Origin of the sequence: Streptomyces sp. P1-3, from assembly GCF_050613155.1 — a bacterium.
Lineage (GTDB): Bacteria > Actinomycetota > Actinomycetes > Streptomycetales > Streptomycetaceae > Streptomyces.
In genome coordinates this window covers 1,515,366-1,539,736 of the sequence record NZ_CP192512.1, presented here as the reverse complement: position 1 = coordinate 1,539,736, position 24,371 = coordinate 1,515,366, and the positions used below count along the sequence as shown (strand labels likewise).

Below are 24,371 nucleotides of genomic sequence, written 5' to 3'. Positions count from 1 at the left end.
GGGGAGGCATCCGCCATACGGAGCACACACCCCTTGCGGGACCGGGCGTGGGCACGTGCTCAATGGACTGATGCGCAGCAGACCACGACACCTCACCGCGCTGATGGCCGCCGCGGCGACGGCGGCCGTCCCGCTGCTCAGCGGCGCCGCCACCCGCGTCGAAGGGCCGCCGCAGCTCGGCGACCTGCTCTATACCCCGCCCGCCAGCGAGCAGGCGTACGAGCACCTGCTGACCCTCGTCCGGCGCGGCGCCTACCGCGACGCCGCGGGAATCCTGGGCATGGTCCGTACCCCGCACGCGGTCTGGTACGGCGACGATCCCCCCGAGATCGTGGAACGCCAGGTCCGCATGACCACGTCGCTGGCGGCGCGGCAGGGCACGGTGCCGGTCCTCACCCTGTACAACGTCCCCGGCCGCGACTGCGGCAGCTATTCGCGCGGCGGCGCGGGGAACACCGGGGAGTACCAGGCGTGGGTGGACGCGGTGGCCCGCGGCATCGGCGACCGCGCGGCCATGGTCATCCTGGAACCGGACTCGCTGGCGCTGCTGCCGAAGGACTGCCCGTCGGGTGACGAGGAAGAGCGTGCGGGCTTGGACGCGTACGTCGTGTCCGAGGCCGAGGACAGGTCGCTGGAGGCCGCGGTGGACGCGGTGGTCGACGCGGAGGTGGCCACCGAGGCCGCCGCGGATGTCGAACGGGACGCCGCCGACGCCGCCGAGGTGGCCGCCGCCGCTCCCTACGACGCCGAGGCCGCCGTCCCGCAGGGCACAGGTGGCGGCGCCGGCGCCGTGGGCGCGGCCGCACCGGAGGCCTCCGCGCCGGCATCGCTCGCGCCGGACGCCGCCGTGTCCGATCCGCCGTCGGACGGCCCCGCGCCGGAGGCGGCCGACAGGGCCAGGAAGGCCGCCAGGGCGAAGAAGTGGGAGAGGGCGAAGAAGTCGCGGACCGCGGCCCGGTACGCCGAGATCAACCACGCCGTCGACGCCCTCGCCGCACTGCCGCGCACCCGCGTCTACCTCGACGCGGGGCACTCCGCCTGGCACCCCGTCCCCAAGATCGCGTCCCGGCTGATCTCCGCGGGCGTCAAGCGGGCCACCGGATTCTTCATCAACGTCTCGGCGTATCAGACGGACAGCGCCAACGCCTGGTACGGCAAGCTCATCTCCTCCTGCCTGGCCTACGCCGCCAAGGACGGGAACCCCGCCGACTGCCCGACGCAGGACTGGCCGCGCAACCGGGCCCAGAAGTGGCTCGACACACACGTCGGGGCGGTCGATCCGGCCCGGATGAAGCACTTCGTCACCGACACCAGCCGCAACGGCCGCGGCCCCTGGGCGCCCGCCGACGCGTACCGGGACGCGCAGGACTGGTGCAATCCGCCGGGGCGGGGCCTGGGCGCCCAGCCGACGACCCGCACCGGCGATCCGTTGCACGACGCGAAGCTGTGGGTGAAGACGCCGGGGGAGTCGGACGGGCTGTGCCTGCGGGGCACACACGGACCGCAGGACCCGGAGCGGATCATGGTGGACCCGAAGGCGGGGAAGTGGTTTCCCACGCAGGCGCTGGAACTCGTGCGGCTGGCCGCCCCGGGCAGCCTCCCGGACTGGGTGCGGATCGCCGACGCCTACGGGCGCGGACTGCTGCCCGCGACTCCTCTGGAGCCCGCGGGCGGACGAACGTATGACGAGGACGAGGACGGGTACCCGAACAGGCCCCGGCCGTGGGCGGAGCCCTGAGCCCGGCGCCCCGCGGCACGGCCGCGCACGCCTGGAGGCATCGATGACCCGGCAGATCCGGCAGCCCTGCCGGTCCGACGCGGGGCGGTCGGCCGTGTCCTCGTCGCCGAGTCCTGATCCCGCCCCGTCGCCCGCGCCCCCGTCCCCAGAGCCCGGAAGCCCGGAGCCGCCGCCCGGTCCCGAGCCACACCCGCACCCGGTACCGGAGCCCGAGCCGCACCCGGTGCCGGAGCCGGAGCGGCCGCCCAGTCCCGAGCCTGAGCCGCCGCCCCCGCCGCCTCCCGAGCCGCACCCGGTGCCGGAGCCGGAGCGGCCGCCCGGCCCCGAGCCGCAGCCCCCGCCCGGCCCGGTGCCCACCCCACCGCCCGCACCGCCTTCACCCGGCCCGGTGCCGGAACCACAGCCGCTGCCGGGCCCGGCGCCGCACCCGATTCCCAGGCCCCCGGGCCCCGAGCCCGTACCCGACCCGTCGCCGCCGCCCACGCCGCTCACCCGCGCCTGACCGGAGGACCGGGGCCGCACGAGGTCAGCTGCGGCGCCGCTCACGCCACTCGGCGAGTACCGCCTCGATATCGAACGGTGCCAGTCGCAGCGGTGGGCCGGCCGGCGGCCTCCGCAGCGCCGCGCCGATCTTCTCGTTGATCTCCGCGACGATCCGGCGCGCTTCGGCCTCGCTCCCGGCCCGCTTTGCGGCGGTCAGCGCGTCCTCGGCCTCCTTGCGCAGCGCGAGCGCGGGCGGCAGGAAGGAGACGTTCTCGCGGCGCAGCTTCTCCTTGATCCACCAGTTCTCGTCGCGCGGCCGGTCAAGGCCCGGCAGCGGCTTCCCGAAGCCCGGGAGGTCGGCGAACTCGCCGCGCTCCGCCGCCTCGCGGATCTGCCGGTCCGTCCACGACTCGAAGCTCACACCAGGCGGTTTCCGCTGCGTCATCACGCGCTCCCCTCGGATGCCGTGTGCTCCTCGCCTTCACGGTACCCGGGCGCCCACCGGTGTTTCGGTACGGCTCCGCCCGGCTACCCGGCGCTCGTGGCGGACCGCGCCCCCGACCCGTCGCGGCCCCCGCAGGAAGGGGCCGAGGGACTCGGCAGGCAGCGACGCGAAAGGGGTCCGGACATGTCCTCCACCGCAGACGCGGGCGGATTCAACCCGATCACCACGGCGTGGAACACCGTCGCCCACTACGCGACCTACGAAGACGCCCAGGAGGCGGTCGACCGGCTCTCCGACGAGGGGTTCCCCGTCGAGCACATCGACATCGTCGGATCCGACCTGCGCATGGTGGAGCACGTGACCGGGCGGCTCACCAAGGGGCGGGCGGCGGCGGCCGGAGCGGCCAGCGGCGCGTGGTTCGGGCTCTTCATCGGCCTGCTGGTGGGACTGTTCACCACGGGTCCCACCTGGCTCGGGCTGATCCTGGGCGGCCTGCTGATCGGCGCGTTCTGGGGGGCCGCCTTCGGATACGTCACGCACGCCGCGACCGGTGGCCACCGGGACTTCTCCTCCACCCGGACCTTGGTCGCGTCCCGTTACGACGTCGTCGCCCGCGGCGGCCACACCGAGGAGGCCAGGGTCATCCTCGAACGCGCCGGTCTGATCCCGGCGTGACCTCGGCACGACCCCGGCCCGCGCGGCGCGGCGTCCGGCCGGGGTCAGCCGGCCAGCTCGTCCCTTACCTCCCGGAACGCCGCCACCGCGCGCAGCACGTCCTCCGTGGAGTGCGCGGCGGACAGCTGGACCCGGATCCGGGCCTTGCCCTGGGGCACGACCGGGTAGGAGAAGGCGATCACGTAGATGCCGCGCTCCAGCAGGGCCGCGGCCATCCGCGCGGCGAGGGCGGCGTCGCCGACCATCACCGGGGTGATGGGGTGCTCCCCGGGCAGGATGTCGAAGCCGGCGTCCTCCATGCCGCGGCGGAACAGCGCGGTGTTCTCCGCCAGCCTGGCGCGGCGCTCGTCGGACTCGGCGAGCAGATCGAGGATGCGCAGCGAGGCGCCGACGATGGCGGGGGCCAGCGAGTTGGAGAACAGGTACGGGCGGGAGCGCTGGCGCAGCAGCTCGACGATCTCGGCGCGGGCGGAGACGTAGCCGCCGCTGGCGCCGCCGAGCGCCTTGCCGAGGGTGCCGGTGACGATGTCCACCCGGTCGGTGACGCCGAAGAGCGCGGGCGTGCCGCGGCCGCCGTCGCCGGTGAAGCCCACCGCGTGCGAGTCATCCACCATGACCAGGGCGCCGTAGCGGTCGGCGAGGTCGCAGATCTCGTCCAGCGGCGCGATGTAGCCGTCCATGGAGAACACGCCGTCGGTGACGATCAGCTTGTGCCGGGCGTCCGCCGCCTCCTTCAGGCAGCGCTCCAGGTCGGCCATGTCCCGGTTGCGGTAGCGGAAGCGGGCGGCCTTCGACAGCCGGATGCCGTCGATGATGCTGGCGTGGTTCAGCTCGTCGGAGATGACGGCGTCCGCGGCCGACAGCAGGGTCTCGAAGACACCGCCGTTGGCGTCGAAGCAGGAGCTGTACAGGATGGTGTCCTCGGTGCCGAGGAAGGCCGACAGCCTCGCCTCCAGCTCCTTGTGCGGCTCCTGGGTGCCGCAGATGAAGCGGACCGACGCCATGCCGAAGCCCCAGTCGTCGAGCGCCTGCTTCGCGGCGGCGATGACGTCGGGGTGGTCGGCCAGGTCGAGGTAGTTGTTGGAGCAGAAGTTGACGACCTGCCCTTCGCCCACCCGGATGCCCGCCGACTGCGGGCTGGAGATCACTCGCTCGGACTTGTACAGCCCGGCCGCGCGGATCTCGTCGAGCTGGGTGCGCAGGTCCTCGCGCATGCTGTCGAACACGGGGTTACTCCTCGTCGGGGCGATGGTGGATGAACCGGTGGACCAGGGCGGTCAGGAGGCCCCGGCGGCGAGCGTGGGCCGGGTCCAGTCGATGACGACCTTGCCGCACCGCCCGGAGCGGGCGGCCGCGAACGCCTCGGCGTGCTGCTCGTAGCCGAATCGGTGGGTGATGACGGGGCTGATGTCCAGGCCGTTCTGGAGCAGGACGGACATCGCGTACCAGGTCTCGTACATCTCCCGGCCGTAGATGCCGCGCAGCGTCAGCATGCGGGTCACGATGGCCGCCATGTCGAGGGCGACCTCGCCGGTCGGCAGCCCCAGGATGGCGATCCGGCCGCCCGGGCTCATGTGGGCGATCATGTCCTGGAGGGCGTCGGCGCGGCCGGACATCTCCATGCCGACGTCGAAGCCCTCGCTCATGCGCAGGCCGGGCATGACGTCGGCGATGGCGCCCTGGCTGACGTCCACAGCGAGGGTGGCGCCCATCTTGCGGGCCAGGTCCAGGCGGTAGGGGCTGACGTCGGTGATGACGACGCTGCGGGCACCGGCGTGCCCGGCCACCGCGGCGGCCATCATGCCGATCGGCCCGGCCCCCGTGATCAGCACGTCCTCGCCCAGCACCGGGAAGGACAGGGCCGTGTGCACGGCGTTGCCGAACGGGTCGAAGATCGCGGCGACGTCGAGGTCGATCGGGTGCCGGTGCACCCACACATTGGACTCGGGCAGCACGACGTACTCGGCGAACGCGCCGTCAGTGTGCACACCCAGGCCGATCGTACGGATGCACAGGTGGCGGCGGCCTGCCATGCAGTTGCGGCACTTGCCGCACACCAGGTGGCCCTCGCCGCTGACCAGGTCGCCCGCCTTGACGTCCTGGACACCGGGGCCGGTCTCCACGACCTCGCCGACGAACTCGTGGCCCAGCACCAGCGGGGCGCGGACCGTACGGGCGGCCCAGTCGTCCCAGCTGTCGATGTGCAGGTCCGTCCCGCAGATCCCGGTGCGCAGCACCCGGATCAGCACCTGCCCGGTGCCCGCTTGCGGTGCGGTGACGTCGGCCAGCTCCAGGCCGGGACCGGCGGCGGTTTTTACCAAAGCCCTCATGGGCGACCACTGTGCGGCCCGGCCGCGTTTCAGTCCATCGGTAATTTCCAAGATTGCTTGTGAAGCTCCGCTTCACAGCATGAGAGACTCACCGGGTGATCGACCCACGCAGACTCAGGGTGCTGCGGGCCCTCGCCGACCACGGCACGGTGACCGCGGCAGCCCAGGCGCTCTACCTCTCCCCGTCCGCCGTCTCCCAGCAGCTGGCCGCCCTGGAGACGGAGGTGGGCCACGCCCTGCTGGAGCGGCGCGGCCGCTCGGTGCGGCTCACGGCCACCGGCGCGGTGCTCGCCCGGCACGCGCAGCAGATCGCCACGCAGCTGGAGCGCGCCGAGGCGGACATGGCCGCCGTGTCGGCCGGGCTGGCGGGCGTGGTGACCGTCGCGGCCTTCTCGACCGCGATCACCGAGGTGGTCACCCCCGCGGTGGTGGCGATGCGGCCGTCGGCCCCCCAGGTGCGGGTGCGCGTCAAGGACGCCGAGGGCCGCGCCAGCCTGCGGCTGCTCCTCGACGGCGAGGTCGACGTCGCGGTGGCGGTGGCACACCGGGACACCCTGGGGGCGGAAGAGGACGCGATCCTGCGCGAGCCGCTGTACGCCGAGCCCTTCGACGCCGTACTGCCGCCCGGCCACCCCCTGGCCCGCAACCCGGCCGTCCCCCTGGCCGACCTGTCCACCGACCCGTGGATCACCCCCTGGCCGGGCAACCCGGTGCACGACGTCGTCCTGCGGGCCTGTGAGGACGCCGGCTTCCAGCCGCGCGTGGAGTGCCTGTCCGACGACTTCCGCGCCGTGTGCGCCCTGGTCGCGGCCGACGCGGGCGTGGCCCTGGTCCCCCGCTCGGCCCTGCACTCCATCGACCTCGCCGACGCCGCGGTGCGCCCGCTCACCGGCCGCCCCCCGACCCGCCGGGTCTTCACCGCCGTACGCCGCGGCAGCGAGGACCACCCGCTGATGGGACTGGTCCTCGACGGCCTGCGGGCGAGCGCTCCGCCTCAGAGCCAGTCGCGCCGCTTGAAGACCAGGTAGAGGCTGACGCAGACGACGGCCATGAGCCCGATGGCGAACGGGTACCCGAAGGCCCAGCTGAGCTCCGGCATGTCCTCGAAGTTCATGCCGTAGATGGTCCCGACCAGGGTCGGGGCGAAGAGGATCGCCGCCCAGGAGGAGATCTTCTTGATCTCCTCGTTCTGCTCGAACCCCGCCTCGGCCAGCGCGCGCATCTCCGCGTTCTGCTGCTGGGTGACCAGGGTCGCGTTGACCGCGAGGATGTCGGCGAGGGCCGAGCGGAAGCCGTCCACCCGCTCACTGGTGGACGTCACATGGTCGGCGACGTCGCGCAGGTAGCGCTGGAGCTCCTCGTCGGTGCCGTACTTGTCGAAACCGGCCATCAGTGCGTGCAGCATGACGACCAGGGGACGCGTCGCGCGCTGGAACTCCACCATCTCGCGGGCGAGTTCGTAGATGCGGCGGGAGACCTCGGGATCGCCGCGGAAGACCTCGGTCTCGATCTCGTCGATGTCGTTCTGCACGCCCGCGACCACGGGCGCGTAGCCGTCCACGACCGCGTCCAGGATCGCGTACAGCACGGCCTCCGGGCCCAGGGCCAGCAGTTCGGGGGCGGCCTCCATCCGGCGGCGGACCGCCGACAGGTCGGGCGCGGTGCCGTGCCGCACGGTGATGACGAAGTCCGGGCCGACGAAGATGTGCAGCTCGTCGAACTCGACCTCTTCGGGCGCGTCGAGGTAGCGGGCGGCGCGCAGGACGACGAAGAGGGTGTCGCCGTAGCGCTCCAGCTTGGGCCGCTGGTGCGCCTCCATCGCGTCCTCGATGGCCAGCTTGTGCAGGTCGAACTCCTCGGCGAGGGAGACCAGTTCCGCCTCGCTGGGGCGGTGCAGGCCGATCCACGCCATGCTGCCGTCGGCCTCCTCGCGCAGCCGCCGGTAGGTGGCCGCGAGCGTGCCGGGGGTGGCGACGCGGTGCCCGTCGCGGTAGACCGCCGCCTCGACGACGGTGCGCGCCGGGGGAGTGCCGAGGGAGTCGGACCGCGGCGCGGCCGGCGCGCGCGGGCCCGCGGCCGGCGGCGGCGCGGCACCGCCGTTCGCCCGACCGCCTGCCGGACGCAGCCAGGAGTAGTGCTTCTTCTGCTTCTGGTGCTCACCACTTGTCACGGACTCACACCTCCTCGCCGTACGTCGTCACCATGTCGCTCACGCCGCACGCCGACGTGCCCAGAGCAGGATATACGTCCGATTTGACCCGGTGGCCTGGCGGACAGGCCGGGTCACCCGGCCCGGCGATGCGGACCAAAGCTGTCCGCAAGGGGCCGTAGCGTGGAGGCCATGACCGAGACCGGGACCGTCCTGACCCGCCGCGAGCTCAACCGCGCCACCCTGGAGCGGCAGCTCCTCCTGCGCCGCGCCCGGATGACGGCCTTCGACGCGGTGGAACATCTCGTCGGCCTCCAGGCGCAGGCCATCAAGCCGCCGTACCACGCGCTGGCCGCACGGCTCGCGGACTTCCGGCCCGAGGAACTGTCCGGGCTGCTCGCCGACCGGCGGGTCGTGCGCATCGCGCTGATGCGCTCGACGATCCACCTGGTGAGCGCCGCCGACTGCCTCGCGCTGCGGCCCCTGGTCCAGCCGGTGCACGACCGCGTCTTCCAGGGCAACCACGGCAAGCGGCTCGGCGGGGTGGACCAGAGGCGTCTCGCGGCCCTCGCGCGCGAGCTGGTCGAGGAGCGGCCGCTGACCTTCAAGGCACTCGGTGAGCAGCTGCGCGCGCACTGGCCCGACCGCGACCGCCAGGACCTGGCCATGGCCGCCCGGACCCTGCTGCCGCTGGTCCAGGTGACCCCGCGCGGCCTGTGGGGCCGGAGCGGGCCGATCGCGCACACGACGGCGGAGCACTGGCTGGGCGCGGCGCTCCACCCCGCGCCGGACCTGCCCGGCACCCTGCTGCGCTATCTGGCGGCGTTCGGCCCGGCCTCGGCGAAGGACATGCAGACCTGGTGCGGGCTGACCCGGCTGCGCGAGGTGATGGAAGGGCTGCGGCCACGGCTGCGGACGTTCCGCGACGAGCGGGGCGCGGAGCTGTTCGACCTCCCTGACGCACCCCGCCCGGCGCCGGACACCCCCGCGCCGCCGCGCTTCCTGCCGGAGTACGACAACGTGCTGCTGTCGCACGCCGACCGCAGCCGGGTGATCAGCGACGCGCACCGGCCCCGGATCTGGCAGGGGAACCAGGCGTACAGCGCGTTCCTGGTGGACGGATTCGTCCGCGGGGTGTGGCGGCTGGAGGAGGCAGAGGGAACCACCGCGCTGGTGGTCGAGCCGTTCACCCGGCTGAGCCGGGCGGAGCAGACGGCACTGGAGGCGGAGGCGGCGGGCGTCCTGGCGATGACCGCACCAGACGCCGCCGCGCACGACGTGCGCTTCCTGACGGCCTGAGCCGGGCCCTCGGCGGGGCGGGCAAGGCACGCGGGCGGGCCACACCGGGTACGACGGCGCACCCTGGGCGGTGCCCCCACACAGCTGGGCACGACCGCTCACGGGAAGCACCAGCCCCGCAAGGGCAACCCGCGACGGACGGGGGCGGCCGCGGCCCGACGGCGGGAGGCGGCGGGGCCGCAGGATCAGCGACGGCGCGGGGCCCACAAGGACACCCCGCGACGGACTTGGGCGACCGGGGCCGATCGCACGAGGCGGCGGGGCGGCAGGATCAGCGCACGACGCGGGGGCCGCGGCTGACCACGACGGTCACCAGCCCGCAAGGGCAACCCGCGACGGACGGGGGCGGCCGCGGCTCGGCGGCGGGAGGCGGCGGGGCCGCAGGGGCGGGTTCTGGAGGCCACGTGTATTTGTGGCGTAAGCACCCAGAAGCCGACCTCACCGCGTACGCGCCGTAAATAGACGCTCCAGGGCCCGCCCCGGAGGCCCCAGCCGCCGGCACCCGACAACGGCGAGCAACCCACCCCCACCGCCCCGCCCTACGGCAGCAGCCCCGCGCGCCGAGCCTCGACCACCGCCTGCAACCGGGTGTGCGCCCCCAGCTTCCGCATCGAGGACCTCAGATAGCTCTTCACCGTCTCCGGCCGAAGCCCCAGCCGCTCCGCCGCCGCGGCGTTCGTCGCTCCTGAGGCCACACACGCCAACACGTCCACCTCGCGCGGCGACAGTGCCACCGACGGCCGCTCCACCGACGGCCGCCCCGCCGACTCGAGCCCCACCGCCCCGCCCGCCGCCGGATCCCCGCCCGCCGCCGCTCCCGACGACGCCCTCGCCAGCCGTCCGCACGCCGCCAGCATCTCGTCCCGCAGCACCGCGTCCGAGACCCGCTGCGCCAGCGCCCGCAGATCCGCGTGCGCCGCGCGTACCTCTTCCCACACCGCCGGGTCCGCGTCGCCCGGCCCCCGCTCCACCGGCCCCCGCTCCAACGACCCCCGCGCCACCGACAGCAACCGCTCCGCCTCGTCGTACACCGCGAGCGACTGCTCCAGCTCCCGCGCGGCCTCCACCGCCGCCGTCAGCGACCGGTCACCGAGCGCCGTCGGCTGCCGCAGCGCGCCGTACAACACCCCGCGCACCCGGCGGCGCACCACCACCGGAACCGCCAGGACCGACCGCAGCCCCTCCGTCGCCACCGCCGCGTCGTACTCGTGGCTGATGGCCCGTGAGGCGCGGTAGTCGGACACGGACATGGGACGGGACATCGTGACGGCCTTGCCGCCCAGCCCGTTCCCCGGGGAGATCACCAACCCCTGGAGGATGCGCGTCGCCGTACCGCTCAGTTCGGTGATGCGGAACTGCCGCGCCCCGGCGAACAGTCCGCCGAACGCGACGGGCAGCCCGCCGCTCCGCCGCATCCGCGACAGCGCCGCCCGCAGATCGACGGCCCCGTCCGGTTCCGCCACGGCCACCTCCCGACACGCCGCCACCCCCGTCCGGGGGTGGCGGGACTCAGATCACCCGGCAACGATGCTATCCAGCGGAACGGCAACGAGGAGGACATGTGGAAGCAACGAACCCGACCGGCGCCTTCCGCGCGGCCCGGGACTTCCTGCTCCGGCACCGCGAGGACTACACGGCGGCGTACGAGGGATTCAGCTGGCCGCGCCCAAAGACCTTCAACTGGGCCTGGGACTGGTTCGACCACATCGCCCACGGCAACGCCCGCACCGCCCTCCACATCGTGGAGGAGGACGGGCGCGAGACCCAGGTGTCGTACGGCGAGATGTCCGTGCGCTCCGACCAGGCGGCGTCCTGGCTGCGAGAGCAGGGCGTACGGGCCGGGGACCGCATCGTCGTCATGCTCGGCAACCAGCGGGAGCTGTGGGAGGTCGCGCTCGCCGCGATGAAGCTGCGCGCCGTCGTCATCCCCGCCACCCCGCTGCTGGGGCCGCTCGACCTCGCCGACCGGATCCACCGTGGCAGGGCCCGGCACGTGATCGTACGGTCCGCGGACACCGGCAAGTTCGCCGACGTGCCGGGCGACTACACCCGCATCGCCGCCGGCGAGGACGTCCCCGGCTGGCTGCCGTACGACGACGTCTACGGGGCCGCCGCGGACTTCGCGCCCGACGGGCCGACCCGCGCCACCGACCCCCTGATGCTGTACTTCACCTCCGGTACCACCGCCCAGCCCAAACTCGTCCAGCACACCCACACTTCGTACCCCGTCGGCCACCTGGCCACGATGTACTGGATCGGGCTGAAGCCGGGCGACGTCCATCTCAACATCTCCTCGCCTGGCTGGGCCAAGCACGCCTGGTCCAACCTGTTCGCACCCTGGAACGCCGAAGCCACCGTCTTCGTCTACAACTACACCCGGTTCGACGCGGCCCGTCTGATGGCGGAGATGGACCGGGCGGGCGTCACCACCTTCTGCGCCCCGCCGACCGTCTGGCGCATGCTCATCCAGGCCGACCTGAGTCTGCTGCGCACCCCGCCCCGCGAGGCCCTCGCCGCCGGGGAACCGCTCAACCCCGAGGTCATCGAGACCGTCCGGCGCGCATGGGGAGTCACCATCCGGGACGGCTTCGGCCAGACGGAGACCGCCGTCCAGGTCGCCAACACCCCCGGTCAGCCGGTCAAGACCGGCTCCATGGGCCGCCCCACCCCCGGCTTCGCCGTCGCCCTGCTGGACCCGGTCACGGGCAAGCCCGCCGACGAGGGCGAGATCAGCCTCGACCTGTCGGCACGCCCCGTCGGACTGATGACCGGTTACGAAGGCGACGGGGAGCGCACCGCCGAGGCGATGGCGGACGGCTACTACCGCACCGGCGACATCGGCGCCCGGGACGAGGACGGCTACATCACGTACATCGGCCGCGCCGACGACGTGTTCAAGGCGTCCGACTACAAGATCTCCCCCTTCGAGCTGGAGAGCGCGCTGCTGGAGCACGAGGCGGTCGCCGAGGCCGCCGTCGTACCCGCCCCCGACCCGCTCCGGCTCGCCGTCCCCAAGGCGTACGTCGTCCTGGCCGCGGGCTGGCAGCCGGGCCCGGAGACCGCCAAGGCGCTCTTCGCCCACTCCCGGGCCGTCCTCGCCCCGTACAAGCGCATCCGCCGGCTGGAGTTCGCCGAGCTGCCCAAGACCGTGTCCGGCAAGATCCGCCGCATCGAACTGCGGGAGCGGACCGCGCGGGGCGACGGCGTCGAATACCACGAGGAGACCGCATGACGACCAGCACCGCCGGGCCGGACTCGCGGCACCCGTCGCACGAGCCGTCCTACGCGAGCGGGACCGGCGACGTGCCACTGCTCGGCGACACCATCGGCGGCAACCTGGCCCGCGCCATCGAGCGGTTCGGCGACCGCGACGCGCTGGTGGACATCCCCAGCGGCCGCCGCTGGACGTACGCGGAGTTCGGCCAGGCCGTCGAGGCGGTGGCGCTCGGGCTGCTGGCCAAGGGCATCGGCAAAGGCGACCGCGTCGGCATATGGGCCGTCAACTGCGCCGAGTGGGTGCTGATCCAGTTCGCGACGGCCCGGATCGGCGCCGTCATGGTCAACATCAACCCCGCCTACCGTGTCCATGAGCTGGCGTACGTCCTGAAGCAGGCCGGGATCCGCCTGCTCGTCTCGTCCACCGCGCACAAGACCAGCGACTACCGGCGGATGGTGGAACAGGTCCGCGGCGACTGCCCCGACCTGCGCGACGTCGTCTACATCGACGACCCGACCTGGGACCTGCTGGTCGCCGCGGGCGGCGACGTACCCCAGGACCGGCTCGCAGCCCGCGAAGCCGGCCTGAGCTGCGACGACCCGGTCAACATCCAGTACACCTCGGGCACCACCGGCTTCCCCAAAGGCGCCACCCTCTCCCACCACAACATCCTCAACAACGGCTACTTCGTGGGGGAGACGCTCGGCTACACCGAACTGGACCGGGTCTGCGTGCCGGTGCCCTTCTACCACTGCTTCGGCATGGTGATGGGCAACCTCGCCGCCACCAGCCACGGCGCCTGCGTCGTCATCCCGGCCCCGTCCTTCGACCCCGCGGCCACCCTCGGCGCCGTCGAGCGCGAGCGCTGCACCTCGCTGTACGGCGTCCCCACCATGTTCATCGCCGAGCTCAACCTGCCGGACTTCGCCGACTACGACCTCACCACGCTGCGCACCGGGATCATGGCCGGATCGCCGTGCCCGGTGGAGGTGATGAAGCGGGTCGTCGCCGAGATGCACATGGCCGAGGTGTCCATCTGCTACGGCATGACCGAGACCTCGCCGGTGTCCACCCAGACCCGCCGGGACGACGACCTCGAACGCCGCACCGGCACCGTCGGCCGCGTACTGCCGCACATCGAGGTCAAGGTCGTGGACCCGGTCACCGGTGTCACCGTGCCGCGCGGCACCAGCGGCGAACTGCGCACCCGCGGCTACTCGGTGATGCTCGGCTACTGGGACCAGCCGGACCGCACCGCCGAGGCGATCGACGCCGCCCGCTGGATGCACACCGGCGACCTCGCGGTCATGGACCAGGACGGCTACGTCCAGATCGTCGGCCGGATCAAGGACATGATCATCAGGGGCGGCGAGAACGTCTATCCACGCGAGATAGAGGAGTTCCTGTACACCCACCCCAAGATCGCTGATGTGCAGGTGGTGGGCGTCCCGGACGAGAAGTACGGCGAGGAGGTCCTCGCCTGCGTCATCCTCCGCGACCCCGACCAGCCCCTGACCCGCGACGAACTCGCCCGCTTCTGCCGCGGCCGTCTCGCGCACTACAAGGTGCCGCGCTATCTGCGGATCGTGACGGAGTTCCCGATGACGGTGAGCGGCAAGGTGCGCAAGGTCGACCTGAGGGAGGAGGGCGCGCGGGAACTGGGGCTGACGGCGGAGCCGGCGCCGTCATCGGCCTAGGAGCGGGCCGCGCCGGACGGGTCGCGCCGGGCGGGCGGCACCCGTGATGGTCAGCCGCCCTGGAAGATCGTCGTGCACAGCAGGGTGCTGCCGTCGTCCACCGTCCAGGCCCAGTACCGCGTCCGGTCGCCCTGCCCGCGGACGCAGTTGCTGGCGCTGGCGCCCGCCGGGGCCCTGTAGACCCCGGTGATGTGCATGATCTGGTTGTACGGGGCCGGGACCTGCTGCCGCCGGCAGTCCACCGCCGTCATCGGCCCCACCGAGATCCTGTCGCCCGACTGCCGGCCGAGCAGGCAGTAACTCGCGTGGTAGATGCGGGACAGGCAGAGCCTCCTGGTCTCACCGGTGCTGACGGCCCGGTAGTTCCAGGACGCCTTTCCCACACCGCTGGGGCAGAGGCCGCCGGTGGTGCCGGTGACGCGGACCTGTGCCCGCTCGCTGCCACAGGACACGGGGTCCGGGGGCAGCTCGGTGCTCCACTTGACGGTGGTGTCGCCGCCGTAGCCGGTGTCGTAGACCGGGAGGCAGTCACCGGCCGAGACGTCTTCGAACGCCTCCTCGGTGGGGTCGGGGGTCGGTGGTGGCGTGGTCGGCGAGTCGGTCTCCTCGTCGGCGGTGCTAGAGCTGCCGGTTGAGCCGCTGCTGGAGCCGCCGCTCGAACTGCCGCTGGCACTGCCGTCCGAGGTGCTGGTCGGGTACGTGTCGCGGGTGGGCAGGGAACCGGTGCCGCCGCTCGATGAACTGCTCGACGTGCCCCCGCTCGTCGAGCCGGACGAGTCGTCGCGGTCCCAGGGCTGCCAGGCGAAGGCCACGACCGCGATGACCACGACCGCGATCCAGGAGAGTCCGGCGGCCGCGGAGTTGGTGGTCCGCGGGGCGGAAGGCGGTCGGGACGAGGAGGGCGCGCCGGTACGCGCCGAGGCACCCGCCTGGTGCGCGCTCGCCCGCGCCCTGGCCCGCGCTTGCCTGCGAGCCTCCTCCTCCGCGCGCTGCCGGGCCTCGCGCTCCCGTGCGGCGCGGGCCAGGTCGGCTTCGGCCCGGGCCCGTTCGGCGCGCTCCCGCTCCGCCCGCTCCCGGCGCGCGGCCCGCTCCTCGGTGGAGACGCGCGTGGGTCCCGGCGGCGGTACCTGCCGCGTCCGCTCGTCGATCGTGGGAGCCTCCGCGCCGCCGTCCTCGCTCAGCGCCCGCCCCTGAGCCTCGTACTCCCCGATCAGTGCCGTCCACCGCGGCGGCAGCCAGCGCTCGCCGCGCTGCGAGGTGCCCGTGCTCTGAAGCTCCTCCAGGAACCCCCGCAGCACGTCGGCGGGTTCGGGCCGCTCGCCCGGATCGGCGGCCAGGCACGGGCGGACCAGCGGGGTCAGTTCCTTGGGCAGCCCCGTCAGGTCGAGTTCGCCGCGCTGCACGAGCGTCAGCAGCCGGATCGTGTCGTCCGTCTCGGGGTAGGGCGGGCGGCCGACGGCGAGATGGAAGAGCGTCGCGCCGAGCGAGTACACGTCGGACGCCGTGGTGGACCGCTCCGCGCGCGCCTGCTCCGGCGAGGTGAAGGCGATGGTGCCCAACGTCAGCGACGTGCGCGTGATGTCGAAGGCGTGCGAGATGCCGAAGTCGATGAGGCGGGGCCCGGCCAGGGGCAGCAGGATATTCTGCGGCTTGACGTCCCGGTGGACGATGCCCTCCCCGTGCAGGGCCACCAGGGCCTGCGCGGTGCCCGCCGCGATCCAGCGCACCGCGGAACCGGGCAGCCGTCCCGCACTCCGCACGAGTTCGGACAACGCGGGCGCCGGTATGTACTCGATGGCCATCCACGGCCGCTCGGCCTCCGGGTCGGCGTCCCGCACCCGGGCCGTGTACGCGCTGTCGACCCGCCGGGCCAGCGCCACCTCGCGGGCGAACCGCCGCCGATCGGTGTCGCTGACGACGCCCTCGGCGAGCAGCGTCTTGACCGCGACGAGCGAACCGTCCACCGTGGACCGGGCCAGATAGATCCGCCCCATGCCCCCCGAGCCGAGCCGCCCCAGCAACCGATAGGCCCCCAGACCCTGCGGATCGTCACCGCTGAGCGGCCTCACTCCCATGCCGGCCATGCCGTGTCACCCTCCCCCGTGGTCCCGCTGCCGTGACACTGGTCAAACAGTGCCACGACAAAGGAAGTTGAGGAAGCGGCCGTCCCGGACGGTCACCGTTTCCGCCGGGGCGGGCATGCCCCGCGGCGGTCAGCGGACCGCGTCCGGAAGGCAGGCCCGTACGCCCGACTCCGCGCCCTGGCTGAACGACGCGATCCGCTCGGAGGCGTCACCGTGGTCCGCGGTGTCGGTCCACGGCGTCTCGTCGGCCAGCGCGGCCAGCGCCTGCGCGAGCTCCCGCGTGTCGCCCTCCTCGATGCGGAGGGTGCCGTCCCGCGCGGCCCCGAAGAGCGCCGCCCCGGCCAGGCAGTCCGCCTGCAACTCGCCCGCCAAGCTGACCAGTTCCTCGTGCAGCCGGCTCTGGATGGCGTGCCCCCACTCGTGGGAGATCACCAGATAGACCCACGCGTCGCCCATCCGATGCCCCTGCCGCATCAGGTCCATGTCCCAGGCGACGTAGTCCCCGGCGGGGCAGTAGACGGCGTTGTTGTCGGGCAGCCGCTCTTCGCCGCACAGGGGAACGTCGGAGGCGGCGCCGTCGTACGCACCCGACACCCGGGGCGAGCGGTACTCGCCGGTGAACAGCTCGGTCCAGTGCTCCGACCAGTAGCCGTCGGTCGCCCGTACCGCCGCCTCGATGTCCTCCTCGACCGTGTCGTCACCGCCGCCCGGCGGGGGCGAGACGGCGGACGTGGTGCCGCCGGGGGAACGCGGTCCGCCGTCACCGCCGCCGCTGCCGCAGCCGGTCAGCAGCGCGAGGACGGCGACGAGCACGGTCGGCGTCGTCACGTACCAGCGAGCAGCCATGGCGGCCTCCGACCGGGCGCGGGTGGGCGGCACTGGTCCCACGGAAGCGGCACCGCTCCCACAGAACCCGCAGCCTGTCATGATCGCAAGGTCTGGGCGCCGACATGCTCGCGGATGAGCAGAGCCACCTCGCGCGGGCGCTCCAGGAGCATCGCGTGCGTCGCGTCGAGGGTCCGCAGCGCGATGTGGCCGTGGCCGGCGGCCAGCTCGGCCAGCTCACGGTCGAGGCCCTGGGAGAGGGCCGCCATCAGCTCGTCGAACCACGCCAGCTCGCCGCCCTGGGCGGCGAGCCGCCCGGCGCGCACGACCAGCAGCCGGCAGCGCAAGCGACGGTACAGGGGGAACAGGTCCAGCGCGTGCATGGCGTCCAGCATCTGCAGCGCGGGACCGCGCTCGGGCCGCAGCAGCCGGTGGCCGTCCGCCGTCTCGGCGAACCCGCGCGCCGCGGCCTCCTCGAAGATCTCGGGGCCGATGCCCAGGCTCTCGGCCATGGCCGCCTGCTGTGCGCGTACGGCGTCGAAGACCTCGGGCGGGACCGCCTGGCCCGCGCGCGCCGCCACGGCTTCACGGACCCGGGCCATGCCCCGCAGCGCCGTCTCCCGGTCCAGGCCCGCGTACTGCTCGGGTACGCCCTGATTGTGGCCGTCGAGGTTGACCACGGCCGGGGTGCACGGGTGGGAGTCGGCGTACAGCGCCGCGGTCATGCCGCCGAGGGAGTGGCCGGCCAGTGCCGCGTCGGGGATGCCGCAGGCGGCCAGTACGGCCTCGATGTCGCCGAGCACCGCGGGGAACGTCCACGGGCCCGACCCGGAGTGGCCGTGGGCGCGCAGATCCATGGAGACCACGCGGTGGTGCCCCGTCAGCTCGGCCGCTACCCGTGACCAGTCGGCGAGGGTGCGGGAGGCGCCGTGCAGCAGCAGGACCGGGGTGCCGGTGCCGCCATGGTCCCGCACCGCGAGGTCCACGCCGCCGTGCCGCACGGTGAGGTCGCGGACGGTGAGATCGGAAGAGGACATGCCGAATCGCTCCAGGAAGGGAGGGGGAGGGGACGGATCCCACCCTAGGGCGGCCCGGGGACGCGAAGATCATCCGCGAAGGGGAGGACAGAAGGGGCCCGCGCGGGAGATGATGAACAAGGCTCAGAACTCCTGCGGGCCGTTGCGGATCAGCTCGTCCGCCTGGTCGTTGACCGGCTGCGGCGTCCCGGTGAGGTCCATGACGAACAGCGGCATCAGCAACTGGTCGGCTCGGCCGCGGGCGTCCCTGGCGTAGCCCGCCAGTGAGAAGAACACCGCGACGGCGGAGTCGTTGAGCCCGTTCAGCCACAGGCACTCGATCGCGCGGAGCGCGGTGGGGCGGGTCGTCGGGTCGACCCGGGCGACGAGCCCCGGACCGCGCAGATCGACGCCGGTGGCCGCGTGGTCCGCGGTCCGGCGCGCACCGGCGAAGCCCAGCCAGCGCAGATAGAGCGCGGCGGCCGTGACCGCGTCCCGCGCCGTACGGATCGTCACCGGGCGGAAGGCGGGCCGCAGCACGCCGGTGCCGGCCGCCGGACCCGCCGCGGGGAACCCGGTGCCGCCGCCCGCCTCGGTGTCGTCGCCGGGCTCGGGTTCGGGCGCGGGAGCCACCGGGACCCGGATGACCGTGCCGCAGGGGCAGTCCAGTTCGGGCTGGGGCCAGTCGTCGCGGCGGCCGCAGCCGGGGCAGCGGACGGCGACCCAGCTGTCGTCCCAGGTGCGGTGGTCCACCGCCTCCGGTGCGCCGTCGCGCAGTACGGGGAGGGCGAGCGGTGCGCCGCACGCGCACGGGAAGGCGGGCGGGGTGAACGACTGCTCGCGGCGGCACCGGGGGCAGCGCACCGGCACACTGTCTGTCATCTGCGGCTCCAGCGACGGGTCCGTGGACGGGGAAGGCGGTTCCCATGCTCCCGGAAGCACGACGCCACGGAAGGGGGATTGTCCCAATCCGTGGCGGCAGGGTGGCCCTGCGTGAGATGGCGCGGGGCGGCCATGTGGTTGCCGTCCGACGGCGCGAGGCTGCGTGCGACAGGACGTTCGCGCCGCCGGACGGATCTTGAGGGGACCGGTGAGGGAGCCGGTCCCCGGCTTGTGGTGTCGGGCCTTGTCGCGGGGTCAGTCCTCGCGGAGTTCGCGGACCATGGCCTCCACGCGCTTGCCGTAGTCGGCGTCGGCGGCGTGGAAGTGGGCGAGGTTCTTCTCGATCACGTCGTCCCGGGTGACCTGGGAGAGGCCGCCCGCGATGTTGGCGACCAGGCGCCGCTTCTCCTCCTCGGACATCAGCCGGTACAGCTCGCCCGCCTGGAAGAAGTCGTCGTCCTTGGCGTGGGCGGGCGCGGCGTGGGTGCCGGTCCAGCCGGTGACGGCGAGCGGGGCGGACAGCGGCCGGTCCGTCTGGGCAGGGCCGTCGTAGGAGTTGGGCTCGTAGTTCTTGGCGTGGCGGCCCTGGCCGCCTGCGGCCATGAACCCGTCGCGGCCGTAGTTGTGCGCGGTGGTCGCCTTCGGCGCGTTGACCGGCAGCTGGGTGTGGTTGACGCCCAGGCGGTAGCGGTGCGCGTCGGCGTAGGCGAAGAGGCGGCCCTGGAGCATCTTGTCGGGGGAGGGGCCGATGCCGGGCACGAAGTTGTTGGGCGAGAACGCGGACTGCTCCACCTCGGCGAAGACGTTGTCCGGGTTGCGGTCCAGGACCAGGCGGCCCACCCGGCGCAGCGGGTAGTCCGTGTGCGGCCACACCTTGGTGAGGTCGAACGGGTTGAAGCGGTAGTCCGCCGCCTCGGCCGCGGGCATCACCTGCACGTGCACCGTCCACGACGGGTACACGCCGCGTTCGATGGACTGGACGAGGTCGCGCTGGTGGCTGTTGGCGTCCTTGCCGACCGTCTCGGCGGCCTGCTCGGCGGACAGGCAGCGGATGCCCTGGTTGGTCTTGAAGTGGTACTTGACGAAGAAGGCCTCGCCCTCGGCGTTGGTCCACTGGTAGGTGTGCGAGCCGTAGCCGTTCATGTGGCGGTACGAGGCCGGGATGCCGCGGTCGCCGAAGAGCCAGGTGATCTGGTGGGTGGCCTCGGGGGCGTGGGCCCAGAAGTCCCAGACGTTGTCCGGCTCCTGCACGCCCGTGAACGGGTCGCGCTTCTGGGAGTGGATGAAGTCCGGGAACTTGATCGGGTCCTTGATGAAGAAGACCGGGGTGTTGTTGCCGACGAGGTCGTAGTTGCCCTCTTCGGTGTAGAACTTGACCGCGAAGCCGCGCGGGTCGCGTACGGCGTCGGCGCCGCCGAGGTTGTCCGCGACGGTGGAGAAGCGCAGGAACACCTCGGTCCGCTTGCCGACGGTGTCGAGGAAGGCGGCGCGGGTGATGTCGGTGACGTCGTCGGTCACCTCGAAGTGGCCGTACGCGCCGGAGCCGCGGGCGTGCACGACGCGCTCCGGTATGCGCTCGCGGTTGAAGCGGGCGAGCTTCTCCAGGAGGTGCTGGTCCTGGAGGAGGAGCGGGCCGCCGGGGCCGGCGGTGGCGGAGTTCTGATTGTCGGCGACGGGGGCGCCCGACTCAGTTGTCAGCGTGTGCTTTGGCATGGCGGACCTTCCGTGACTACTGCCCAGCGGTAGCGCGTTTCCGTATCGCGGACACTAGGGATTGCTTCAACAAAATGTCAATGGTGGAGGGTGCCGCCCGGCGGCACTTTGGGCGCGACGGGACAGGTCAGCGCCGCCGGGCGGAACTCGGGGGAGGGCCTGGCTGTTGAAGGAGGCGGCCAGGCCCTCAGGAGGCCGTCAGGCCCCGGGGAGCGGCTCGAACTCCTTGACGGCGTCGATGGCCGGGCCGTGCGGAGTGTTGGCCTCCCGCTCGATCATGATCTCCACGAGCACCGGGCGCCGCGTGGTCTGCGCCTCCTTGCGGGCCCACTCCAGGCTGGTCCGGATGTCCTTGGGGTCGTAGACCCGGGTGCCGGAGCAGCCGTACGCCTCCATGATCTTGACGTTGTCGGAGCCGTACTGGTCGTAGTGGATGTCGACCTGGTAGTTCATGTCGAACGGGATCGACGCCTGGCGGATCAGGCCCAGGTACTCGTTGTTCAGCATGACGATGACGTACGGGACGTTGTACTGGGCCGCGACCGCGAGCTCCTCGACCATGTACTGGAAGCCGTAGTCGCCGACGATGCCGACGACCTCGTTGTCCTTGCCCGCGTTCTCCAGGGCCTTCTTCACGCCGATCGCCGCCGGGATCTCCCAGCCGAGCGGGCCCGCCTGGCCGCAGATCTGGTAGTGGCGCGGCTTGTACGCCTTCTGGTGCTGGCCGCCCCAGATCTGGTACAGGCCGATCGCGGTGACGAAGTAGGTGTCCTCGTCGAAGACCTCGTTGATCTCCTTGTAGGCGCGCGGGGCCTTGATCGGGATGTCGTCGAAGTCCTCGCGCCGGGTCAGGGTCTGCCGCAGCTCCTGGACCCGGGCCACCCACGCGCCGTCCTCCCGCGCGAGTTCGCGTGCCTTGGCGGCGTCGATCAGCGCGCGCAGGAACAGCCTGGCGTCGGAGACGATGCCCAGGTCCGGTTCGAAGACCTTGCCGATCTGGGTGGCCTCGATGTCGACGTGGATGAACTTCCGCGTCCCCCGGTAGGTGTCCAGCTGCCCGGTGTGGCGGTCGCCGAAGCGGGCGCCGACGGCCAGCACGGTGTCGGACTCCAGGAACGACTGGTTTCCGTACCGCTGCGAGGTCTGCACACCGGTCATGCCGGAGTACAGCGCGTGGTCCTCGTCGATGGCGCCCTTGCCCATCAAGGTCACCTGGACAGGTATGCGCAGCAGCTCCGCCAGCTCGCGCACCTCGTCGGCGGCCTCGGCGATGATCACGCCGCCGCCCGCCAGGATCAGCGGCTTCTCGGCCGCCAGCAGCAGGTCGAGGGCGGCCTCGACGCGCGGCAGGTGCGGCTTGACCGCCTCGATGGCCAGCGGGGCGTCGATCTCCGGGTCGTACCAGATCTCGCGCTGGGCGACGTCGACCGGGATGTCGATCAGGACCGGGCCCGGACGGCCGGAGCGCGCGATCCGGAACGCCTCGCGGAAGATCCAGGGGGCCTGTGCGGCCTCCTTGATCTGCACCGCCCACTTGGTGACCGGCTTGGCGATGTCGACGATGTCGACCGCCTGGAACGCCTCCTGGTGCAGCTTGGTGGAGGCCGCCTGGCCGGTGATGCAGATGATCGGGATCGAGTCCGCGATGGTGGTGTACAGACCGGTGATCATGTTGGTGCCGGCCGGCCCCGAGGTGCCGATGGCCACGCCGACCTTGCCGGTCGTACGGGCCCAGCCGTCCGCCATGTGGGTGGCGCCCTCTTCGTGGCGGACCGTCAGGTGGTCGATCCCGCCGACCGTCTCCATCGCCTTGTACAGCGGCAGGATCGCGGCGCCGGGGCAGCCGTACGCGATGTCGACACCCTCGGACTTCAGGACGTGGACGACCGCCTCCATGGCGGGCATCTTGCGCGGAGCCATGTCTCAGCCCTCGACCTTCTGGCCCGAGAGCCGCTCGACGCCGCGCAGCAGCGCGGAGTGGTCCAGGCCGCCGTCGCCCTGGGCGCGCAGCGAGGCGACCAGGTTGGCGACCACGGCGCCCACCGGGAGGGCGGCGCCGACGTTGCGGGCGGCGTCGGTGACGATGCCCATGTCCTTGTGGTGCAGGTCGATCCGGAAGCCGGGCTTGAAGTCCCGGTTCAGGAAGTTGCCCGTCTTGCGGGCCAGGACGGTGGAGCCGGCCAGCCCGCCGCCCAGGACGTCGAGGGCGGCGGCCAGGTCCACGCCGGACTTCTCCAGGAAGACCACGGCCTCGGCGCACGCCTGGATGTTGACCGCGACGATCAGCTGGTTGGCGGCCTTCACCGTCTGGCCGGAGCCGTGCGGGCCGCACAGCACGATGGTCTTGCCGAGTACGTCGAGGATCGGCTTGGCCGCGTCGAAGTCGTCCTGGGTGCCGCCGACCATGATGGACAGCACGGCCTCGATCGCGCCCGCCTCGCCGCCGGAGACCGGGGCGTCGAGCACCCGCACGCCCTTCTCGGCCGCGGCGGCGGCCAGGTCGACCGAGGTCTGCGGGGTGATGGAGGACATGTCGATCAGGAGGGCGCCGCGCCTGGCGTTGGCCAGGATGCCGTCCTCGCCGTAGGCGATGGCCTCGACCTGCGGGGAGGCCGGGACCATCGTGATGATGATGTCGGCGTCCTTGACGGCTTCGGCGATGGAGGCGGCGGCGGTGCCGCCCGCGGCGGCGAGCCGGTCCAGCTTCTCCCGCTCGAGGGTGTAGCCGGTGACGGAGTAACCCGCCTTGATCAGGTTCTCGGACATGGGGGAGCCCATGATGCCGAGGCCGATCCATGCGATCTGGGGGAGTTTGCTCATGAGGGTGCCTCTTTCAAAGCTTCGGTACGAAAGTGGCGGCGCGCGGCGCGGGGGTCAGGCCGGCAGCCAGCCGAAGGAGTCGGCGCTCGGGCGGTCGCCCGCCTTGTACTCCAGGCCCACCCAGCCGTCGTAGCCCGCCTTGCCGAGCTGGTCGAGCAGCTGCTCCAGCGGAAGGGCGCCGGTGCCGGGGGCGCCGCGGCCGGGGTTGTCCGCGATCTGCACGTGGCCGGTCTTGGCGGCGTAGGCGTCGATGACCTCGGGCAGGTTCTCGCCGTTCATCGACAGGTGGTACAGGTCCATCAGGAACTTGGCGTTGCCCAGGCCCGTCGCGGTGTTGACCTTGTCCACGACCTCGATGGCGGCGGGTGCGCTCACCAGCGGGTAAAGCGGGGACTCCGGCGCGTTCAGCGCCTCGATCAGCAGGGTCGCGCCCACCCGGTCGGCGGCGCGGGCCGCCAGGACCAGGTTCTCCAGCGCGAGGCTGTCCTGGATCTGCGGGTCCACGCCCGCGACCCGGTTGCCGTACAGCGCGTTCAGCGCCGTGCACCCCACCGACCGGGCGAAGTCGGCCGCCACGTCGATGTTCGCGCGGAAGCGGTCCGATTCCTCGCCGGGCACGGACAGGGCGCCGCGGTCGGGGCCCGGGAGCTGCCCGGCGTAGAAGTTCAGGCCTACGAGCCGGGTCCCGGCGGCGTCCAACGCCGCTCCCAGGGCGTCGAGTTCGGCCTGCGGAGGCGTGGGCGAGTCGACCCAGGGCCACCACAGCTCCACCGCGCCGAAGCCTGCGGCGGCGGCCGCCGCCGGGCGCTCGAGCAGCGGAAGCTCCGTGAAGAGGATCGAGAGGTTCACATCGAAGCGCTGGTCCTGGAATCCCACTGGCGCTGCGCTCCTTCCGTATCGCGGAAGTTAATTTCTATCTGACGGAAGAGTGCAGGGGATCTCGGCGGGCTGTCAAGTGGGGCTGCCGGATCTGCGGCCGGGCGCAGTAGGTTGGCCGG

The 24,371-nt window shown here is 72.6% G+C and carries 19 protein-coding genes; 6 read left to right on the top strand and 13 right to left on the bottom strand.

Translation table 11 applies throughout. The annotated features are described in order from the left end of the window. Positions 1 to 70: 70 nt before the first annotated feature. Entirely contained in the window at positions 71 to 1,738 is a 1,668-nt protein-coding gene (locus ACQUSR_RS06585) for a glycoside hydrolase family 6 protein (RefSeq protein ID WP_431041601.1), read from the top strand. 526 nt (positions 1,739 to 2,264) lie between these two features. Here the strand turns inward: ACQUSR_RS06585 and ACQUSR_RS06580 are convergent. After that, a complete protein-coding gene (locus tag ACQUSR_RS06580; RefSeq protein ID WP_431041600.1) occupies positions 2,265 to 2,666 on the bottom strand; it encodes a DUF1992 domain-containing protein in 402 nt (133 codons plus the stop codon). A 183-nt stretch (positions 2,667 to 2,849) separates the two neighbouring features. Between ACQUSR_RS06580 and ACQUSR_RS06575 the strand changes: the two genes are divergently transcribed. Next, positions 2,850 to 3,341 (top strand): general stress protein, encoded by a 492-nt coding sequence (locus tag ACQUSR_RS06575; protein WP_431041599.1) that lies wholly within the window; start codon positions 2,850 to 2,852, stop codon positions 3,339 to 3,341. A 44-nt stretch (positions 3,342 to 3,385) separates the two neighbouring features. On the opposite strand, the gene ACQUSR_RS06570 is transcribed toward ACQUSR_RS06575, so the two are convergent. Further along, on the bottom strand, positions 3,386 to 4,567 hold the full coding sequence (locus ACQUSR_RS06570; RefSeq protein ID WP_431041598.1) for a glycine C-acetyltransferase: 1,182 nt from the start codon (positions 4,565 to 4,567) through the stop codon (positions 3,386 to 3,388). 51 nt (positions 4,568 to 4,618) lie between these two features. Further along, positions 4,619 to 5,671 carry an L-threonine 3-dehydrogenase gene (gene tdh / locus ACQUSR_RS06565; RefSeq protein ID WP_431041597.1) on the bottom strand — a complete coding sequence of 351 codons (1,053 nt, stop codon included), beginning with the start codon at positions 5,669 to 5,671 and terminating at the stop codon, positions 4,619 to 4,621. A gap of 95 nt (positions 5,672 to 5,766) precedes the next feature. Here tdh and ACQUSR_RS06560 point away from each other — a divergent pair, with 95 nt between their 5' ends. Next, positions 5,767 to 6,699: a LysR family transcriptional regulator gene (locus ACQUSR_RS06560; RefSeq protein WP_431041596.1), complete on the top strand. Its 933-nt coding sequence runs from the start codon at positions 5,767 to 5,769 to the stop codon at positions 6,697 to 6,699. Here ACQUSR_RS06560 and ACQUSR_RS06555 read toward each other — a convergent pair. Further along, on the bottom strand, positions 6,666 to 7,796 hold the full coding sequence (locus tag ACQUSR_RS06555; protein WP_431047418.1) for a magnesium and cobalt transport protein CorA: 1,131 nt from the start codon (positions 7,794 to 7,796) through the stop codon (positions 6,666 to 6,668). The genes ACQUSR_RS06560 and ACQUSR_RS06555 overlap by 34 nt on opposite strands. 216 nt (positions 7,797 to 8,012) lie before the next feature. Between ACQUSR_RS06555 and ACQUSR_RS06550 the strand changes: the two genes are divergently transcribed. Continuing rightward, complete coding sequence (locus ACQUSR_RS06550; RefSeq protein WP_431041595.1) at positions 8,013 to 9,119, top strand: winged helix DNA-binding domain-containing protein; 1,107 nt, start codon at positions 8,013 to 8,015, stop codon at positions 9,117 to 9,119. Between the two features lie 539 nt (positions 9,120 to 9,658). On the opposite strand, the gene ACQUSR_RS06545 is transcribed toward ACQUSR_RS06550, so the two are convergent. Beyond that, positions 9,659 to 10,582, bottom strand: coding sequence for a response regulator transcription factor (locus ACQUSR_RS06545; RefSeq protein ID WP_431041594.1), 924 nt, complete (start codon positions 10,580 to 10,582; stop codon positions 9,659 to 9,661). A gap of 98 nt (positions 10,583 to 10,680) precedes the next feature. On the opposite strand from ACQUSR_RS06545, the gene ACQUSR_RS06540 reads away from it, so the two are divergent. Together ACQUSR_RS06540 and ACQUSR_RS06535 are read left to right on the top strand one after the other, a co-directional pair. Further along, on the top strand, positions 10,681 to 12,351 hold the full coding sequence (locus ACQUSR_RS06540; RefSeq protein WP_431041593.1) for an AMP-binding protein: 1,671 nt from the start codon (positions 10,681 to 10,683) through the stop codon (positions 12,349 to 12,351). Beyond that, the gene (locus ACQUSR_RS06535) at positions 12,348 to 14,033 is read left to right on the top strand and encodes an AMP-binding protein (protein WP_431041592.1); all 1,686 of its coding nucleotides are present in this window, start codon (positions 12,348 to 12,350) and stop codon (positions 14,031 to 14,033) included. Before ACQUSR_RS06540 ends, ACQUSR_RS06535 begins: the two co-directional genes overlap by 4 nt. A 50-nt stretch (positions 14,034 to 14,083) precedes the next feature. Here ACQUSR_RS06535 and ACQUSR_RS06530 read toward each other — a convergent pair whose 3' ends face one another. The 8 genes from ACQUSR_RS06530 to ACQUSR_RS06495 all read right to left on the bottom strand — a co-directional run bounded on the left by ACQUSR_RS06530 (position 14,084) and on the right by ACQUSR_RS06495 (position 24,249). Beyond that, positions 14,084 to 16,117, bottom strand: a complete 2,034-nt coding sequence (locus ACQUSR_RS06530; protein ID WP_431041591.1) for a serine/threonine-protein kinase — start codon at positions 16,115 to 16,117, stop codon at positions 14,084 to 14,086. Positions 16,118 to 16,246: 129 nt separating this feature from the next. After that, positions 16,247 to 16,963 (bottom strand): neutral zinc metallopeptidase, encoded by a 717-nt coding sequence (locus tag ACQUSR_RS06525; protein WP_431041590.1) that lies wholly within the window; start codon positions 16,961 to 16,963, stop codon positions 16,247 to 16,249. A gap of 77 nt (positions 16,964 to 17,040) precedes the next feature. Continuing rightward, positions 17,041 to 17,979 (bottom strand): alpha/beta fold hydrolase, encoded by a 939-nt coding sequence (locus tag ACQUSR_RS06520; protein WP_431041589.1) that lies wholly within the window; start codon positions 17,977 to 17,979, stop codon positions 17,041 to 17,043. Between the two features lie 123 nt (positions 17,980 to 18,102). Further along, on the bottom strand, positions 18,103 to 18,840 hold the full coding sequence (locus tag ACQUSR_RS06515) for a hypothetical protein (RefSeq protein ID WP_431041588.1): 738 nt from the start codon (positions 18,838 to 18,840) through the stop codon (positions 18,103 to 18,105). A 255-nt stretch (positions 18,841 to 19,095) separates the two neighbouring features. Then, the gene (locus tag ACQUSR_RS06510; protein ID WP_431041587.1) at positions 19,096 to 20,553 is read right to left on the bottom strand and encodes a catalase; all 1,458 of its coding nucleotides are present in this window, start codon (positions 20,551 to 20,553) and stop codon (positions 19,096 to 19,098) included. Between the two features lie 198 nt (positions 20,554 to 20,751). After that, complete coding sequence (gene gcl, locus ACQUSR_RS06505; RefSeq protein ID WP_431041586.1) at positions 20,752 to 22,473, bottom strand: glyoxylate carboligase; 1,722 nt, start codon at positions 22,471 to 22,473, stop codon at positions 20,752 to 20,754. 3 nt (positions 22,474 to 22,476) lie between these two features. Further along, the gene (locus ACQUSR_RS06500) at positions 22,477 to 23,373 is read right to left on the bottom strand and encodes a 2-hydroxy-3-oxopropionate reductase (protein WP_431041585.1); all 897 of its coding nucleotides are present in this window, start codon (positions 23,371 to 23,373) and stop codon (positions 22,477 to 22,479) included. Between the two features lie 54 nt (positions 23,374 to 23,427). Continuing rightward, the gene (locus ACQUSR_RS06495; protein WP_431041584.1) at positions 23,428 to 24,249 is read right to left on the bottom strand and encodes a TIM barrel protein; all 822 of its coding nucleotides are present in this window, start codon (positions 24,247 to 24,249) and stop codon (positions 23,428 to 23,430) included. Positions 24,250 to 24,371: the final 122 nt, after the last annotated feature.

Excerpts from the sequence above, each read along its gene's own strand:
- ACQUSR_RS06585 (WP_431041601.1), top strand. The coding sequence starts at position 71 with ATGCGCAGCAGACCACGACACCTCACCGCGCTGATGGCCGCCGCGGCG.
- ACQUSR_RS06580 (WP_431041600.1), bottom strand. The coding sequence starts at position 2,666 with ATGACGCAGCGGAAACCGCCTGGTGTGAGCTTCGAGTCGTGGACGGAC.
- ACQUSR_RS06575 (WP_431041599.1), top strand. The coding sequence starts at position 2,850 with ATGTCCTCCACCGCAGACGCGGGCGGATTCAACCCGATCACCACGGCG.
- tdh (WP_431041597.1), bottom strand. The coding sequence starts at position 5,671 with ATGAGGGCTTTGGTAAAAACCGCCGCCGGTCCCGGCCTGGAGCTGGCC.
- ACQUSR_RS06550 (WP_431041595.1), top strand. The coding sequence starts at position 8,013 with ATGACCGAGACCGGGACCGTCCTGACCCGCCGCGAGCTCAACCGCGCC.
- ACQUSR_RS06535 (WP_431041592.1), top strand. The coding sequence starts at position 12,348 with ATGACGACCAGCACCGCCGGGCCGGACTCGCGGCACCCGTCGCACGAG.
- ACQUSR_RS06530 (WP_431041591.1), bottom strand. The coding sequence starts at position 16,117 with ATGGCCGGCATGGGAGTGAGGCCGCTCAGCGGTGACGATCCGCAGGGT.
- ACQUSR_RS06525 (WP_431041590.1), bottom strand. The coding sequence starts at position 16,963 with ATGGCTGCTCGCTGGTACGTGACGACGCCGACCGTGCTCGTCGCCGTC.
- ACQUSR_RS06520 (WP_431041589.1), bottom strand. The coding sequence starts at position 17,979 with ATGTCCTCTTCCGATCTCACCGTCCGCGACCTCACCGTGCGGCACGGC.
- ACQUSR_RS06515 (WP_431041588.1), bottom strand. The coding sequence starts at position 18,840 with ATGACAGACAGTGTGCCGGTGCGCTGCCCCCGGTGCCGCCGCGAGCAG.
- ACQUSR_RS06510 (WP_431041587.1), bottom strand. The coding sequence starts at position 20,553 with ATGCCAAAGCACACGCTGACAACTGAGTCGGGCGCCCCCGTCGCCGAC.
- gcl (WP_431041586.1), bottom strand. The coding sequence starts at position 22,473 with ATGGCTCCGCGCAAGATGCCCGCCATGGAGGCGGTCGTCCACGTCCTG.
- ACQUSR_RS06500 (WP_431041585.1), bottom strand. The coding sequence starts at position 23,373 with ATGAGCAAACTCCCCCAGATCGCATGGATCGGCCTCGGCATCATGGGC.